The organism is Vibrio sp. ZOR0018 (assembly GCF_963865925.1).
Taxonomy (GTDB): Bacteria; Pseudomonadota; Gammaproteobacteria; order Enterobacterales; family Vibrionaceae; genus Vibrio; species Vibrio anguillarum.
In genome coordinates this window covers 204,750-220,979 of sequence record NZ_CAWMCN010000123.1, presented here as the reverse complement: position 1 = coordinate 220,979, position 16,230 = coordinate 204,750, and the positions used below count along the sequence as shown (strand labels likewise).

General features: G+C 43.6%; 13 protein-coding genes, 1 riboswitch and 1 other annotated feature. Of the genes, 5 read left to right on the top strand and 8 right to left on the bottom strand.

What is annotated here, in order from left to right:
• Nucleotides 1-34: 34 nt before the first annotated feature.
• The 4 genes from hisC to AACR75_RS15355 form a co-directional block, all read right to left on the bottom strand.
• Complete coding sequence (gene hisC, locus AACR75_RS15370; RefSeq protein WP_047690870.1) at nt 35-1,075, bottom strand: histidinol-phosphate transaminase; 1,041 nt, start codon at nt 1,073-1,075, stop codon at nt 35-37.
• Nucleotides 1,075-2,373 carry a histidinol dehydrogenase gene (hisD, locus tag AACR75_RS15365; protein WP_047690868.1) on the bottom strand — a complete coding sequence of 433 codons (1,299 nt, stop codon included), beginning with the start codon at nt 2,371-2,373 and terminating at the stop codon, nt 1,075-1,077. Before hisD ends, hisC begins: the two co-directional genes overlap by 1 nt.
• A gap of 5 nt (nt 2,374-2,378) precedes the next feature.
• The gene (gene hisG, locus AACR75_RS15360; RefSeq protein ID WP_026027608.1) at nt 2,379-3,275 is read right to left on the bottom strand and encodes an ATP phosphoribosyltransferase; all 897 of its coding nucleotides are present in this window, start codon (nt 3,273-3,275) and stop codon (nt 2,379-2,381) included.
• A 53-nt stretch (nt 3,276-3,328) separates the two neighbouring features.
• Nucleotides 3,329-3,465: a sequence feature (His leader region), on the bottom strand.
• Between the two features lie 193 nt (nt 3,466-3,658).
• Nucleotides 3,659-5,260, bottom strand: a complete 1,602-nt coding sequence (locus AACR75_RS15355; protein ID WP_047690865.1) for a Na+/H+ antiporter NhaC family protein — start codon at nt 5,258-5,260, stop codon at nt 3,659-3,661.
• 116 nt (nt 5,261-5,376) lie between these two features.
• A riboswitch (Lysine riboswitch) is annotated at nt 5,377-5,560 on the bottom strand.
• A gap of 418 nt (nt 5,561-5,978) precedes the next feature.
• Here AACR75_RS15355 and AACR75_RS15350 point away from each other — a divergent pair.
• Nucleotides 5,979-6,392, top strand: a complete 414-nt coding sequence (locus tag AACR75_RS15350) for an H-NS histone family protein (protein WP_017043902.1) — start codon at nt 5,979-5,981, stop codon at nt 6,390-6,392.
• Nucleotides 6,393-6,448: 56 nt separating this feature from the next.
• On the opposite strand, the gene AACR75_RS15345 is transcribed toward AACR75_RS15350, so the two are convergent.
• Both AACR75_RS15345 and AACR75_RS15340 read right to left on the bottom strand, forming a co-directional pair.
• Nucleotides 6,449-7,753: an inosine/guanosine kinase gene (locus tag AACR75_RS15345; RefSeq protein ID WP_013857102.1), complete on the bottom strand. Its 1,305-nt coding sequence runs from the start codon at nt 7,751-7,753 to the stop codon at nt 6,449-6,451.
• A gap of 102 nt (nt 7,754-7,855) precedes the next feature.
• A complete protein-coding gene (locus AACR75_RS15340; RefSeq protein WP_013857103.1) occupies nt 7,856-8,125 on the bottom strand; it encodes a hypothetical protein in 270 nt (89 codons plus the stop codon).
• Between the two features lie 199 nt (nt 8,126-8,324).
• Here AACR75_RS15340 and mnmA point away from each other — a divergent pair, with 199 nt between their 5' ends.
• Genes mnmA through purB form a run of 3 tightly spaced genes read left to right on the top strand, consistent with a single transcriptional unit; the run spans nt 8,325 to nt 11,509 of the window.
• Complete coding sequence (gene mnmA, locus AACR75_RS15335) at nt 8,325-9,446, top strand: tRNA 2-thiouridine(34) synthase MnmA (RefSeq protein WP_017043901.1); 1,122 nt, start codon at nt 8,325-8,327, stop codon at nt 9,444-9,446.
• 20 nt (nt 9,447-9,466) lie between these two features.
• Nucleotides 9,467-10,084: a high frequency lysogenization protein HflD gene (gene hflD, locus AACR75_RS15330; protein ID WP_013857105.1), complete on the top strand. Its 618-nt coding sequence runs from the start codon at nt 9,467-9,469 to the stop codon at nt 10,082-10,084.
• Nucleotides 10,085-10,138: 54 nt separating this feature from the next.
• Nucleotides 10,139-11,509, top strand: a complete 1,371-nt coding sequence (purB, locus tag AACR75_RS15325) for an adenylosuccinate lyase (RefSeq protein WP_019281972.1) — start codon at nt 10,139-10,141, stop codon at nt 11,507-11,509.
• 100 nt (nt 11,510-11,609) lie between these two features.
• Here the strand turns inward: purB and serC are convergent, their stop codons facing one another.
• Complete coding sequence (gene serC / locus AACR75_RS15320) at nt 11,610-12,707, bottom strand: 3-phosphoserine/phosphohydroxythreonine transaminase (RefSeq protein ID WP_047690862.1); 1,098 nt, start codon at nt 12,705-12,707, stop codon at nt 11,610-11,612.
• Between the two features lie 143 nt (nt 12,708-12,850).
• A complete protein-coding gene (locus AACR75_RS15315) occupies nt 12,851-14,110 on the bottom strand; it encodes a DUF945 family protein (protein WP_017047739.1) in 1,260 nt (419 codons plus the stop codon).
• A gap of 174 nt (nt 14,111-14,284) precedes the next feature.
• Here AACR75_RS15315 and AACR75_RS15310 point away from each other — a divergent pair, with 174 nt between their 5' ends.
• Nucleotides 14,285-16,210, top strand: coding sequence for an ATP-binding protein (locus AACR75_RS15310; RefSeq protein ID WP_026027605.1), 1,926 nt, complete (start codon nt 14,285-14,287; stop codon nt 16,208-16,210).
• The last annotated feature ends 20 nt before the right edge of the window (nt 16,211-16,230 follow it).

Sequence of the window (16,230 nt, the reverse complement as noted above, 5' to 3'; positions counted from 1 at the left end):
CTCTTATTCATTTTGGGCTATTTATGGTGCTCGATTACTGATAATAATTGCGAATAAAAGCGAGTGTTTTTTCACACTCTTCACGATTACCGATACTGATCCTCACGCAATTTTCAATCGGAGAATTGCGTAAAATAATGCCGTGATCCCAAGCGGCTTTAAACAGCGCATCACCATCGGGAAATTTCACTAATAGGTAGTTTCCCCATCCTTCAAACACAGTTAAATTGGGCACCATATACAACCCTGCTTGTAAGTAAGCACGGTTTGCATTGAGATCCAACACTTGGAATTTGGTACGAGCAAGCCCAGCTTCCGATAACGCTTGCACGGCAATATCTGCTACCGGAATTGGCACGGGATAAGGTGCAATTACCTTCTGCAGCACATCAATCAGCTCTTTATTGGCCAAGGTAAAACCGCAGCGCAAACCTGCAAGCGCAAACGCTTTGGATAAGGTGCGTAAAATCGCCAAATTCGGGTATTGCGCTAATAAATCAACGGTTGAGGCTTCTGGACAGAAATCAATGTAGGCTTCATCCATCACAACAATAGCGCGGTCTTTAGTCATTTCCAGCAAAGCAATAATATCTTGGCGCTTAACCAAATTGCCGGTTGGATTATTAGGACTACAAACGAAGATCAACTTCACGCAGTCCAAATTGGCACGAATGGCTGACAGGTCGAGCTGCCAATCCGCTGTTAATGGCACAACTTTACGCTCGACACCGAACGTTTCAGCGCTAATCGCGTACATACCATAAGTCGGCGGACAGTATAAAATAGCGTCTTGATTGGGCTCACAAAATGCGCGGATCAAAAGTTCAATCCCTTCATCGGCACCACGTGAGGTCAACACCTGCTCTGGCTGTACCTTGGCATAAGCCGCATACGCATCGATCATAGCTTTGGGTTGGCAATCACTGTAACGGTTCAAACGCACAAAATCGGTTTTGTACTCATTATTGAATGGCGATTCGTTGGCATTGAGCCACACATCACCACTGCCGCCAATACGGCGAGCCGATAAGTAAGGTTTCAGTGCTTGAATTTGCTTACGAGCCAGTTTTTCCATTATTTTTTCGCCTTTTGCAATTTTTCGACTCGAATGGTGACCGCACGTTTGTGTGCATCCAATCCTTCAGCTTCTGCCATTGTGACCACTGTTGGCGCTAACCCTTGTAAGCCCTCTGCGCTGAGTTCTTGCACCGTCATGCGCTTACTAAAATCAGCTAAACCAAGGCTAGAATAAGTACGCGTGTAACCGTATGTTGGCAAAACGTGGTTGGTACCCGAAGCGTAGTCACCGGCTGATTCTGGTGACCACTCACCTAAGAAAATTGAGCCAGCGTTATCAAGTAACGGCAACAGCTCACGAGGGTTCCGCGTTTGCACAATTAAGTGCTCAGGACCGTAGTAGTTCGAGATAGAAACCGCTTGGGTCAAAGACTCAGCGATGATAATCAAACTAGAAGCCAAGGCTTTTTCTGCAATGGCGGCGCGAGATAAGCTTTTTAGCTGCTTTTGCACTGCATCTGTTACTTGATCGGCAATCACCGCTGAAGGGGTCACTAACACAACTTGTGAATCAGGTCCGTGCTCAGCTTGGCTAAGCAGATCTGCCGCGATAAAATCGGCATCAGCCGTATCATCAGCAATCACCAACACTTCCGAAGGACCCGCTGGCATATCAATCGCTGCACCGCGAAAATCATTGCTCACTTGACGTTTTGCTTCTGTCACGTAGGCATTACCGGGGCCGAAGATTTTGTCTACTTTAGCAACGGATTTAGTCCCATAAGCCATTGCTGCAATCGCTTGACCACCACCAATGTTGTACACCTCATCAATGTTACACAGCTTGGCCACGTAGAGGATTTCGTCCGCAATCGGTGGCGGTGAGCAGAGCACCACTTTACGACACCCTGCAATTTGTGCAGGAACACCCAACATTAATACGGTAGAAGGTAAAGGCGCACTGCCTCCGGGAATGTACAAGCCCACCGTATTAATTGGACGCGTGACTTGTTCACACACCACTCCCGGCTGCGTTTCCACTTTGATCGGTTGCAGCTTTTGTGCTTTATGGAACTTAGTAATGTTCTCATAAGCTTGTTGAAGCGCTTGTTTCATCTTGTCAGAAAGACGCTCGCACGCCGCATCAATCTCACCACTTGAAACGCGAATTGAATCCAGTTTCACGCGGTCAAATTTTTCAGTTAACTCAATTAAAGCTTGGTCACCTTGCGCTTTCACCTGCGCAATCACGGCGCTCACGGCAGCAGTGACATTGGCTCCTTCAGTAATGGCCGGGCGTTCTAAAATTGAATCTTGCTGAGTTTCACTCAACGATTGCCAAACGACAGTTCTCATCGCCGTTACTCCATCATTTTATCGATAGGTAAAACCAAAATAGAACTCGCCCCTAATGCTTTTAGGCGCTCCATGGTTTCCCAAAATAGGTTCTCGGTACTGACCACATGTACTGCAACACGATTTTTCTCCGCCGATAAAGGCAGCACTGTTGGGTCTTCCGCTCCCGGAAGTAAGTCTTTAATCGCTTCTAATTGATCAACCGGGGCATGCAGCATGATGTATTTGGACTCTTTGGCTTGAATCACGCCTTGCATACGCGTCAATAAACGAGCAATCAATGCTTGCTTATCTTCACTGAATTCACCTTGACGCTGAATGAGTGTTGCTTTGGATTGGAAGATAACTTCAGCCTCTTTGAGGCCATTCGCTTCTAATGTTGCGCCGGTAGAAACAAGGTCAGCAATCGCATCAGCTAAGCCAGCTCGTGGCGCAACCTCAACAGAACCTGTGAGCACACAAGTGCTAAAATCAATGCCCTTTTCATCCATGTACGCTTTGAGTAGCTGCGGATAAGTTGTGGCGATGCGTTTACCCGCCAAATCTTGAGGACCGTTGTATTGCTGATCTTTATTGATCGCGATGGATAAGCGGCAACCACCAAAATCAAGACGGCGCAGTGAAACAAACTCACTTTTCTTATTTTGCGACAAGCGTTCTAAACGCACCTCTTCCAGTTCATTCTCACCAATGAAACCGAGATCAACCACACCGTCCATCACCAGCCCGGGTATGTCGTCATCACGCACTAGCAGTAGGTCGATCGGCATATTGAGAGAGTGAACGACAAGACGCTCACCCATTATATTGAATTTCACGCCGCATTTTTTAAGTAAGTCTTGGCACTCTGAGCTCAAGCGGCCTTTCTTCTGGATGGCAATTCTTAGGCGTTGTGTTTGCATGACAATTTCCCTGTGCAATGTATTGAATGTATTTGGAATTGAGTTAAAGCAAAATGAAAAAACCCTCGGGAGATTTGCGTTCTCCCGAGGGTTTTAATCTAAATGCTTTGACTTAACCACCGGGAGTTTCCTGCCTCCCGGGTATGCGTACATCTCCCCGAAAGATTATTTAGGGTGATGGTGATGATGAATGTTCATTACAAAATTACGCATACTTATCAGCTCTTATTGGTTTGCTGTCTTGACTCCACACTAACCAAGCTGATGTTCTTTTTCAACTAAAAATTTGGCTTTTTTAAAATCTTTTTTCGCCGTCGTGCACCAGTAATAAAAAAGGGAAACTTTCGTTTCCCTTTTATCAACTCTATTTAACCAAAATACGGCTACAACGTCTCGCAATGTGTCATTTTTGATTTCGCCATAGCGGTCATAATCATGCACACAATGATAAATGCAACAGAAGCACAAGCCAACGAGATCAGCACTGACGCTGTCATGCCTAAAACAACAAAACCGACACTCGAAACCAAGGCCGTAGCCAGTGCATACGGCAATTGTGTCGCAACGTGATCGATATGGTTACAACGCGCGCCTGTCGACGATAAAATGGTGGTGTCAGAAATAGGAGAACAGTGGTCACCAAAAACGGAACCAGCGAGCACCGCGCTCAGCATAGGGAGTATTAGAGCGATATCGGTCGCCGCAGCCATATCTCCAGCAATGGGCAACATGATGCCAAACGTTCCCCAAGAAGTGCCGGTTGAAAACGCCATCACGCCCGATAGTAAGAATAAGATGACCGGTAGCCAATGCGGATCAATATTACCTTGAACCAAAGATGACATGTACGCACCGGTTTTCATGTCCCCAATAACAGAGCCAATTGTCCACGCAAAAATCAGGATCAAAATCGCACCAAACATCGATTTAGCACCGATCCACAATGTATTACTGATGTCATTCATTGGCAGCTTTTGCTTAAATACAGTAAACAGAGCCATCGCCAAGCCAACTAGCCCGCCGTAAATCAATGAAGCGCCGACATTGGTGTTTTCAAACGCACCCAGTAGATCAAATGCTTTACCGTCTGCGGCTAAAGATTGACCACCCGTAAATAACATGGCTGAAACCGTTGCAATGATGAGTAATACGATAGGCAGAACCAGATCCAACACTTTGCCATGTTCGCTCTCTTTGATATCAAGCTCTTCATTTAACTCATGTGCGTCTTGGCTATCGTTTTCATTTGCGTCGTCAAATCCACGGCCTTGGGAGGCATTAATTTCATGCTGGCGCATTTGACCAATATCTAATTGGAACCACACCACCGCAAACACCATCAGTAATGCAAAAATGGCATAAAAATTCATTGGTACTAAACGCATGTACGCGCCCAATGCCGAATATTCGGTAATCCCGTGAGAAACGAGAATACCGCCAATAATCGTCATAATGTACGCGCCCCAGCTAGAAGCTGGCATCACAACGCACATTGGTGCTGCAGTTGAATCAAGGATATAGGCAAGTTTAGCGCGAGATACATAAAAGCGGTCAGTCACAGGACGAGAAATAGAACCTACGGCTAAACTGTTAAAATAATCATCAACGAAAATAAACACACCCAAAAATGCCGCCAGCAGTTTTGAGCCACGTTTACTTTTTACGCGGACTTGTGCCCATTCGGCAAAAGCACGAGTACCGCCAGACAAAGTTAATAGCGCGGTCATCATACCTAATAAAAGCAAAAATCCGACGATACTCATATTCCAAGTATTAATGCCGCCATCAGCAACAAAGACGCTTGATACCTTAGTAGCAACATAACTGAATGCACTACCAAAAGAATAATCCGCGAGTAATACCGCGCCTAATACAATACCGACACCTAATGAAACAAGTACTCTGCGTGTAAGAACAGCCAAACTTAATGCTACCAGAGGCGGTAACAGCGACAGAGGAGATGATGCAAAATCGATTAAATTCATGATCTTCAAAAACCAGTAAGTAAATGGTTAGAGATCTACTGCAGACAAATTACAGGCTAAGGTAACCATGTAATTCATGTTGAACTAAGCGAAAGGGAAGCGAACACTTCACCCAACCCTACAGTAGCGCTCCATAGTTTAAAAAAAGAATAGACTATGGCAGTGTTGTTCCTATTCGAATACAACCCCAGCAAGCTGCTTTAATGTGCATACTTACTTCGGCGATAAAACCTTTCACTTTTGTTCATTGGCATTACCCCAACAGAAGTTACTATTTTCTACCGCACCTCTACGTCAAAGAAAGTACAATAAATCACCGTTATTAAGTCATTTTAACAATGATAAATGTCTTACTTCGCTTTAGGTAAATGACATTGTACTTAACAACGAATGCATTGCAACCGATCATGTCATCAAAGTACATCAATTATTGGTCACATTCATTAAGAAACATTGAGACTTCTTTCATAATGTGGTGCAATGAATATCACGAAGATTATAATAAAAAACATTAATTATAAGTCTATCTAAAAATCATTGATGATCTTCTTGATACTACTACTTATGTATGAAATTAGCTCATCATTAACAAGTTCATATTTTTTTGATTTTTATTTATCTATAAAATTTTCATTAATATTTGAATCTAATATTGTAAGTACCAATTCAGCAGTTTATTATTGCTGTGTCGACTAAATTAAATCAAATAGGAATAGTCATGTCTGAATTAACAAAAACTCTACTTAATATTCGTAGCCTACGCGCTTTTTCCCGTGAACTCACTCTAGAGCAGCTTGAAGAAGCACTAGATAAATTAACGATCGTTGTTCAAGAACGCAGAGAAGCGGAAGAAGAAGAACGCTCTGCTCGCGCAGAACAAGAAGCGAAGCTGGCTGCGATTGCAGAACAGATTGCCAAAGACGGTATTGATGTAAGCGCATTAATTTCTGCACTTTCTGGTGAAACTAAGAACAAAGTTAAAGTTCAAGGCAAACGCGCACCTCGTCCAGCAAAATACAAATATCTTGATGCCAATGGCCAAGAAAAAACATGGACAGGTCAAGGTCGCACACCTTCTGCAATTCAAGAGCAACTTGATGCAGGTAAATCTCTAGAAGAATTCGAGATTTAATAACTCTTTAGCAAATAAAAAGGCTCCTAACGGAGCCTTTTTATTATTTTAATCTTTTATCTTTCCCAATACGCTTCTTCTAAGCTGTCTTCACGTTCAGGTAAACCACGTGACAGACGAGGTGAATGCTGGGCTAGCACCTCATAACTGGCACGGTTGGAATATTTGCAAACTTGCGAGAAGGATGAATAGGTTAAAAAGTTATTCTGATGCTTGCTCGAATTAGGGACGTTCTCTTTATGATATTTATTGGCTGCCATATCATGCAGCAATGCCGACAACGCCGCATCTCCCGCACCATTAGTATTTTTAATTTTCTCAGGCCCACCCATATACGGTGAAATATGAGAATAAACACGTATCGGATTTTCACAACTTATTTTTGATGCTGGGCGACTAAATTCATAACGATTGAATTCAGCAATAGAACCAGGTAATAGTGGCAACGATGTTTCACGTTTCGCTGCATCTTCAGTATATCCTGCCATAAATAAACCGACTGGTCCTGCGGTGCATAATACAAGATCGACCCAATCTAAAGCTTTATTTGACGCTGCAAGAGGATCACTTTCCCCGGTTAATGCTTCGGCTTCATCTTCATTCATGGCAACAACAGTGACATGATCACGCAAAAAATTTTGCCAAAATTGAGGGTCATCTTGAATAACAAATTTAGTACCTAAGGTTAAAACAACAGGTACATCATATTTCTTAGCATATTCAATCGCTCTCATTGTTGCCTCTGGCATTGGATCACCAGTTTTGCAGCGAATTAAATAAGCAGTCAATACTAAGGCTGAAGCACTTTTAAATATTTTTTCTGGAACACTTTCTGCGCGAAGTTGGTTCATTTGCCCTTCACTAATAGCAAAGGTTCTTTCTCCATCCTCTGTGATCAAGGCAAAGCAGCGCCCAATCGCTCCATCGACCGCTTGTAAATAATTCAGATCCATCCGACTTGATGTATTACATAAATAACGATAACCGTAGCTACCAATTTTTATATCTTGACTCATCACACCTAACAACGTTGAGCGATCATCTGCCAGCACCGAATAATTGTGTAATGTGTTGCCAATCGTTCCCCCAGCATATTCGTTAGTAATCAGACCATTTTGTTTGAGCTCAGTGTACAACGCTTCGGCCTTCTGATCGTCAATCACTAACGAATGGCCTTTACTAAGCTCATATTTTTCGATGAGGTCAGTATTTACTTTCGCTTCTATATCCACCAAGGTCTGGTCAATACCAATAATATGTGTACGTGACATTTTTTTATTTTCTTGTGCTTGGATAACAAGTGGGTCACGTGCATGAACAGGAAAGTAATGCTTTGATTTGCGTTGGCCAGGAAATTTCATAACGTCAGTCTGAGTAGAGGAGAAAAAGATGCGCGATTCTACCGCGCACCCATTAGCGCGGCAACTAAGGCAATTATAGCAAACGTTTGCTCTTGATTATTTTTATTCACCTTCCATAAAGCTGAGATCAGGTAACCTATCTAAATGCTCTGAATAGCGTTTTAGGTCAAATTGCCCTTCGTTTTTCATCACATCAAAAATCTCAATTGCAAGCGCACAAGCAATAGAGGCAACGGCATCCTCCCTTGAGTGACCTGTCATCATCAAGCGCATCAAGGTTTCTTTGACCTTTAACGGATTTCCGTCCGCGAGTTGATTCTCTACTGTTTCAATGAGGAACGCGTCATCCATAATCTGATTGTCATCTTGCATTTTGTGGCCTTTTGTTACGCTTTAAAATGGCACGCACTATGCCATAAGCCATTGTAGAATTCTAAAACTAATTTCTGCTGACATTGACAGATACGACGCCAATTAAACCAGATAGAAGTGTGATTGCTGTCTCGGATCTGTCGCGACGAAAATCTTTCTGCTAGAATCTGCGACCAAGTCAATTGAGTGGTATTAAGTAATGTCAGACAACCGCAGCGCAAACAGCCAAAAGAAAGTCATCGTCGGCATGTCCGGTGGTGTTGACTCCTCCGTTTCGGCGTATCTTCTCAAAGAGCAAGGTTATCAAGTCGAAGGCCTGTTCATGAAGAACTGGGAAGAAGATGATAACGAGGAATATTGTACAGCGGCGGAAGATTTAGCCGATGCACAAGCCGTGTGCGATAAGTTAGACATCCCTCTTCATACCATTAATTTTGCCGCCGAATATTGGGACAACGTATTTGAATATTTCCTTGAGGAATATAAAGCAGGGCGAACTCCCAACCCAGACATTCTTTGTAACAAAGAAATCAAGTTTAAAGCCTTTTTAGAGTTTGCAGATGAAGTGCTAGATGCCGATTATATCGCCATGGGCCACTATGTTCGACGCACCTTCCCTGAAGGTAATGACAAACCAAAAATGCTGCGCGGCTTGGACAACAACAAAGACCAAAGCTACTTCCTCTATACATTAAGCCATGAACAAGTGGCTCGTAGCTTATTTCCTGTCGGTGATTTAGAAAAACCCGAAGTTCGACGCATTGCGGAAGAACAAGGTTTGGTGACGGCGAAGAAAAAAGATTCAACTGGTATCTGTTTCATCGGCGAGCGCAAATTTACCGACTTCTTGTCTCGCTATTTACCAGCACAACCGGGTAAAATTGAAACACCAGAAGGTCTCGTTATTGGTGAACATCAAGGCCTGATGTACCACACTTTAGGTCAACGCAAAGGGTTACACATTGGTGGCCAAAAAGGCGGTGGCGGTAACGAAGACCCATGGTATGTCGCTGATAAAGATCTTAAACGTAACGTTTTGATTGCAGTCCAAGGCGCTGATCACCCATTATTGAAATCTCATGGCTTGATCGCTTCCCAATTACACTGGGTTGATCGTACACCAATCCAAGCAACGCTAAGCTGCACGGTAAAAACACGTTACCGTCAAACGGATATAGCGTGTACCATCATCCCTATTGATGATGAAAACATTAAAGTCATTTTTGATGAGCCACAAGTGGCCGTCACGCCTGGTCAATCCGCGGTTTTCTATCAAGGCGATGTGTGTCTTGGCGGTGGAATTATTGAGCAGCGAATTTAAACAACTTAGGAGTAATAAACGTGGCTAACACCCTTTATGACCGTACCATCGCTTTTGCGGGTATCTGCCAAGCTGTCGCTTTAGTGCAACACGTAGCAAAAAATGGTCACTGTGATTCAGACGCGTTTGAAACTTCTCTAACGGCTATCTTAAGTACTAATCCAAACAATACACTTGATGTCTTCGGCTCTGAGGCCAACTTAAAAATTGGCCTCGAATGTTTGGTGAAAGGTATTGATAGCACGCCATCAGGGAGTGAAATCACTCGCTATATCATTAGCCTGATGGCATTAGAGCGTAAATTAAGCGCTCGTCGTGATGCGATGTCACAGCTGGGCGATCGTATTCAAACGATTGAACGTCAAGTCAACCATTTTGACTTGCTTGATGATCAGATGATCAGCAACCTTGCCAGTATCTACTTGGATGTTATCAGCCCTATTGGCCCGAGAATCCAAGTCACTGGAACCCCTACCATACTTCAACAAACTTCAACCCAGCACAAAGTGCGCGCCTTACTCCTTTCAGGAATTCGTTGCGCTGTCTTGTGGCGTCAGGTTGGAGGAAAGCGTCGCCATCTGATCTTCGGTCGTAAGAAAATGATCGAACAAGCTCAGATTTTATTAGCTCGAGTCTAATATTGACGCAAAGAATTCACTCTCACACTTAACCTCAAAATTCAGGAGAAAAACATGGAACTGTCAGCCTTGACTGCTGTTTCACCGGTAGACGGCCGCTACGGAAGTAAAACGATTGCGTTACGCAGTATCTTTAGTGAGTTTGGTCTCCTCAAGTATCGGACCATTGTTGAAATTCGTTGGTTACAGAAGCTTTCAGCCACTGCTGGAATTGCCGAAGTTCCAGCATTCAGTGATGAAGCCAATCAATTTCTTAATGCGATAGCAGACAATTTTAGCGAAGAAGATGCCGCTCGTATTAAAGAAATTGAACGCACAACGAACCATGATGTTAAGGCTGTAGAGTATTTCTTAAAAGAAAAAGTAGCGGGTGTTCCTGAGCTGCACGCCGTTAATGAATTCATTCACTTTGCTTGTACTTCAGAAGACATCAACAACACATCTCACGCGCTAATGCTCAAAGAAGCGCGCGATACCGTGCTTCTTCCTGAAATGCGCAACATTATTGATGCGATTCGTCACTTAGCAGAAGAGTATCGCGATATTCCGTTATTGTCTCGTACCCACGGACAGCCAGCATCACCAAGTACTATGGGTAAAGAGATGGCTAACGTAGCGTACCGTATGGAACGCCAATATAAGCAGATTGCCAATATCGAGATTCTCGCAAAAGTAAACGGCGCAGTAGGTAACTACAACGCTCACCTTTCAGCCTATCCAGAACTCGACTGGCATACCTTTAGCGAAGAGTTTATCACTGAATCGCTAGGTGTGGCGTGGAACCCTTATACCACACAAATTGAGCCACATGATTACATCGCAGAGCTATTTGATGCCGTTGCCCGCTTCAATACTATTCTGATCGACTTCGATCGTGACATTTGGGGCTATATCGCTTTGGGCCACTTCAGACAAAGAACCATTGCGGGTGAAATTGGTTCATCGACAATGCCACATAAAGTCAACCCGATCGATTTTGAAAACTCAGAAGGCAACCTAGGCCTTGCTAATGCCGTGTTCAATCACCTAGCACAAAAGCTGCCTATCTCTCGCTGGCAACGTGACTTAACAGATTCAACCGTGCTGCGTAACCTTGGTGTGGGTGTTGGTTATGCGATCATCGCCTACACTTCAACGCTAAAAGGGATCAGTAAACTGGAAGTGAACCGTGATGCGCTGCTTGCTGAGCTCGATAAAAACTGGGAAGTCCTTGCTGAACCAGTGCAAACGGTTATGCGCCGCTACGGCATCGAAAAACCGTACGAAAAATTGAAAGAACTCACGCGCGGCAAGCGAGTCGATGGTGAAGCAATGCGCCACTTTATTGATAGTCTTGCGCTACCTGAAGCTGAAAAAGCACGCTTGAAAGAGATGACACCAGCCAACTACATTGGCCAAGCAATTGAGTTAACCGACAAATTGTAATGCTCTTCAATCTAGCCGATTAATGACAAAGCCCACTTAGTGGGCTTTGTTTTTTAAGGTCGTATTTTATGTTATATCGTTTTTGATACCATAAAAAACGTTAGGCGTACTGCTGTTCAAACTCTTGCATAAAATCAACTAAGGCTTGAACGCCTTCCAGTGTCATCGCATTGTAAATCGAGGCTCGCATACCACCCGCGACTCGGTGACCTTGTAGCGAGACTAAACCACGCGCTTCAGCCAACTCTAAAAACGTACTATCCAACTCTGGTTTCACTAATTGGAAAGGCACATTCATCAGTGAACGGTTGTCTGGGTGAATGCTATTGCGATAGAAAGGTGACTCATCAATTGCGTTATAAAGCAGCGCTGCTTTCTCGCGGTTGATTTTCTCAATCGCCGCGACACCACCCTGCCCTTTTAGCCACTTGAACACGAGACCCGACAAATACCACGCAAACGTAGGTGGCGTGTTGAACATAGAATCTTGTTCAGCTTGCACTTTATAATTCAAGATAGTCGGCAGCACATCACTGGCTAAATCAAGCAAATCATCACGAACAATCGCAATACAGATCCCCGCTGGCCCAATGTTTTTCTGTGCTCCCGCATAAATGACTCCGTACTTTGAGACGTCTATTTGGCGCGACAAAATCGTAGATGACATATCAGCTACAATCGGTTTGTCTGTATCTGGCAAATCATTAATCTCAATACCATCTATCGTTTCATTCGGACAAAAATGCACGTAAGCTGACTCAGGATCGATTTTCCATTCGCTGGCTGGTAATACCGCTGTTTTGCCCTCTTTGGTCACTTTGGCGTTGAAAACATCGATTTCACAATATTTCTTCGCTTCTTTGACCGCACTTTCAGCCCAGTAACCCGCATCAATATAGGTCGCTTTAGTCGCATCGCCTAATAAGTTTAAAGGCACCGCCGCAAACTGAGCGCGCGCTCCACCCTGACAAAATAATACTTTGTAATTACTCGGGATATTAAGCAAATCTCGCAGATCTTGCTCCGCTTCTTGAGCAACGCGAATAAAAGGTTTACTGCGATGACTAATTTCCATAACGGACGTGCCAAGCTCGTTCCAGTTAATAAACTCGGCTTGCGCTTTTTCCATCACGGCTTTAGGTAAGGCTGCTGGGCCTGCGCTGAAATTATAGACTGGGCCCGCTTGATTTGATTCCATGAGTTCCTTGCTCCTGCTATCGACAATTAATGTGATTAATACCACTTTTTGATGTGGATAAAAAGCGAGAAAAGAGCTTCTATCGGCTCTTTTCTCTTACTGATTGCTAAAACTCGCGAAATCGTTTGCTTGAGCGCCGTTCGCTATCGCATCAATGCCGGAAGTAATAGTGTCAATAGCGGCATTTGATTGCCATTTTCAAATTCCAAGTTGCCCTGTTTCAGTTCAGCTTGGAGTCGATATCCTTGATCGGTTTGCTGCATAATTTCCATCACAACAAGCTCATCAATACCCTGCTGGATAAAAGGAAAATCTTCAACCAGCTGGTTAGAAATGAAGGTATCAATGTGGCCGGTTAAGGCTGGTAAAATGGTACTCGGATCTTGCACCACATTATTTGTCCCTTCAGGAACCGCTATCTTCCAGTTTGATTCAAACTCACCTTGGCCAACTTTTAGCGCCATTTTATTCATCGATAGATAAAAACCTTTCTCGAATAATGATTGCACATAAGGTAGTGCTTGCTGAATGTCCTCATCAGAAAGTTCTGGGCTGTTTTGGTAAAGCGTTGAGAGCTTCTCAAAAGCGTCACCATCTAAATCACCCAAGGTAAAATCAAGATTGAGGTCCTTCACCTCGCCTTCGCTATAAGTTAATTTATCCATCTCAATCAAGTGATTACTATCAAAACGAGAAGGCTCTCCTTTTAATACCGAATCAAAGGAATAACGCATGTTGTCCATACTCAGCGTATTTTCACCTAGGCCATCGACAAGATTAATTTTTGCTAACGCCAATGACTGTTGTCCTAGCCAGAAGCCTTTATCTTGTTTACCTATACCTTGACCAGTTAGCTGTGAAAGCATCATTTTTTCACCACTGGTAAAATCCAACTCAACAGAAGGAACATTGAGTTGATAAGTGATTTCACCTAGCACCGAAATATCACCTTTCAATGTGGCGGGCGTTGTCGAAAACGTCATCTCGCCATCTTCACTTTGGTAGTGCCAACTGTCTAGCGCCACAGTGTATTGAGTATTGCCATTCAACTGCGTGATACTGGTCATCGTCAATGGTAGATTTTCTTGATCAGCTATAACGGATGTTGCTGTTAAACTCAACAGGCCATGCTTAACCTCGCTATTGACTAAAACTTGGGTCGGTAAACCATCGGCAACAAACTGTTGTTTGAGCGTTTTATCTGCAATCTGATAGCGGGTTTGCACGGTTGATGAAAGGTAACCGCGCTTATAACTGACAATGTCCGCCTCGATTGAACCTGAAGAGATATTTGCAATACCGTTAGTGATCACCTTTTCACCGATTTGCCCGACAGCCAACGGCCAGCATGCCGCTAAGACGATAGCACCACCAACCGCACCAATAATTTTTAACTGTTTCATAGTGTTCCATTCCTGAAGATTTTATCCAGTCTACCGTAAACAATTGAAAACCAAAACATGGAGTTAGGTCAGAGTATTGCTAAGATGTGATGAGAAATTCTAAAACCTAGCTCTCAAACCCACTGCGTAATACTTGCTACAGTAGTCAAAACAGCGATGACAGTAGAGGCTTGTGTGAACCATTACGCACTACTTTGTTTAGACAATAACCCAATCAGCACAGAACAGTTGCGAGCTGAGTTAGCTCCGTTCGCCGCTAAATTTGATCTTCATACAGCGGACACCATAGATGAAGCTGAGCAAGCCCTAGAATATTTGCACGAACAGCAACAAACGATTGCATTGGTCATTGCCAGTCACCATGAGCAGTTTGATGGTGCGGATTTTTTGACTCAACTCGATAAATCAATCCACACGCGTTCAGCGCGGAAAGTGCTGATAAGCTGCGGACAAGATATTCAAGCCATTCTCACCGCCGTCAATGAGGGCCGATTAGATCACTGCCTCACTAAGCCACTACAAAATAACGTGCTCTATAAAACCGTCCAAAAAGAGCTCACCACCTACATCTTAGATCACGATAAAGACAACATTCTCAACTACAGCACCGTACTTGATCAACAGCGCATCTTACGCGCGCACATCGATAATAAAATGCGCAGTTATCGAGATGGTTTTATCTCCGATTACCACAAGCTTTCTGATACAGAACTGGCTGAACAAGTAATTGGTGCTTTACACCAATTTTTTGAAAATGAAGATGAAACTCGCGCCTGCCGTACATACTCCACTAATCACTTTCTTACCAAAGAGGGAGAAGAGAACCGCTTTCTTTGGTTCATCACTGAAGGTGAAGTGGCCCTGTATAAAAAAGATGATTTAGGGCAACAAAGAGAAGTGGTTCGCCACAAAAAAGGCAACATTGTCGGTGGTATGTCTTTTGTGACTGGTGAGAAATCTTTTTCTACTGCCGTCACCCTGACTAAAACCGATGTGATTAAACTAGACCGAGATGTGTTTGCAAAAGTCATGCATTCGGATACTCGGCTATTACCCCTATTTACTAACTTGCTGCTCCGCCATTTTAACCGCCGCTTACAACGCAGTATTAACACTAAATTGCAACTACAAAAAACGCTCGAATCACTTGAGTCAGCTCATCAGCAATTAATCGAGCGGGAAAAAATGGCCATGCTCGGTCAGCTTGTTGCAGGCGTCGCTCATGAACTAAACAATCCTGTCGCCGCAATTTTACGTGGAACCGAAACATTGTCAGACAAGATTGAGCACTTAGTCCAAGAGACTGAACATAAAAATCTGCAACATAAAGGCAGCCAACTATTAAGGAATGCACTTTCAGCCAAACCTACTTCTACATCAGAAGAGCGGGCACGCGCTAAAGCCATAGAAAATGAAATTCATCATCGTTTGATCGCAAAAAAATTGGTCAAACTCAATCTAGATGATGATCTTGCGCTCCGACAATCGGCTAAGCACGATCCCGAAAAAACGTTAGAAACACTGGAACAATTAGAAAACTATTTCCTAACTGGTAGTACACTTCGTTCTATCAATGTTTGTGCACAACGCATCGCCGATATGGTACGAAGCCTTAAAGGGTATGCTCGCCCTGATGATGAAGCGCTGCACAAGGTCAATATTCATGAAGGTATTGAAGACACTCTGGTTATTTTCGAAAATCGTCTTAAGCGCCACAAAGTCGAGAAAGAGTATGCCGACTTACCTTTGATTACCTGTCAGCCGATTGCATTACAACAAGTATGGACAAACCTCATTTCCAACGCTATTGATGCCTTCCCAGCCAATGGCGTACTGCACATTGCAACCACATTAGCAAAACAGGGTAATCAATCTTTTGTGACCATCAGTTTCACGGATAATGGTTGTGGGATCCCGTACGAGCAGAAAGAGCGTATCTTCACATTAAATTACACGACGAAAAAAGAAGGTAACTTTGGACTCGGTATTGGGCTTTCTGTCTGCCAACAAATAGTCCACCAGCATCAAGGTTGGATCGATGTTCAATCTGAACAGGATAAATACACGACAATGACGGTATGGCTGCCAGTTAGTCGATAACTTGTCGTGCTGATGATTAA

Bases quoted from the DNA above. Each gene is read 5' to 3' on its own strand.
- AACR75_RS15315 (WP_017047739.1), bottom strand. From the start codon at position 14,110: ATGAAACAGTTAAAAATTATTGGTGCGGTTGGTGGTGCTATCGTCTTA.
- AACR75_RS15345 (WP_013857102.1), bottom strand. From the start codon at position 7,753: ATGAAATTTCCTGGCCAACGCAAATCAAAGCATTACTTTCCTGTTCAT.
- serC (WP_047690862.1), bottom strand. From the start codon at position 12,707: ATGGAATCAAATCAAGCGGGCCCAGTCTATAATTTCAGCGCAGGCCCA.
- hisG (WP_026027608.1), bottom strand. From the start codon at position 3,275: ATGCAAACACAACGCCTAAGAATTGCCATCCAGAAGAAAGGCCGCTTG.
- AACR75_RS15355 (WP_047690865.1), bottom strand. From the start codon at position 5,260: ATGAATTTAATCGATTTTGCATCATCTCCTCTGTCGCTGTTACCGCCT.
- mnmA (WP_017043901.1), top strand. From the start codon at position 8,325: ATGTCAGACAACCGCAGCGCAAACAGCCAAAAGAAAGTCATCGTCGGC.
- hisC (WP_047690870.1), bottom strand. From the start codon at position 1,075: ATGGAAAAACTGGCTCGTAAGCAAATTCAAGCACTGAAACCTTACTTA.
- purB (WP_019281972.1), top strand. From the start codon at position 10,139: ATGGAACTGTCAGCCTTGACTGCTGTTTCACCGGTAGACGGCCGCTAC.
- AACR75_RS15350 (WP_017043902.1), top strand. From the start codon at position 5,979: ATGTCTGAATTAACAAAAACTCTACTTAATATTCGTAGCCTACGCGCT.
- AACR75_RS15340 (WP_013857103.1), bottom strand. From the start codon at position 8,125: ATGCAAGATGACAATCAGATTATGGATGACGCGTTCCTCATTGAAACA.
- hisD (WP_047690868.1), bottom strand. From the start codon at position 2,373: ATGAGAACTGTCGTTTGGCAATCGTTGAGTGAAACTCAGCAAGATTCA.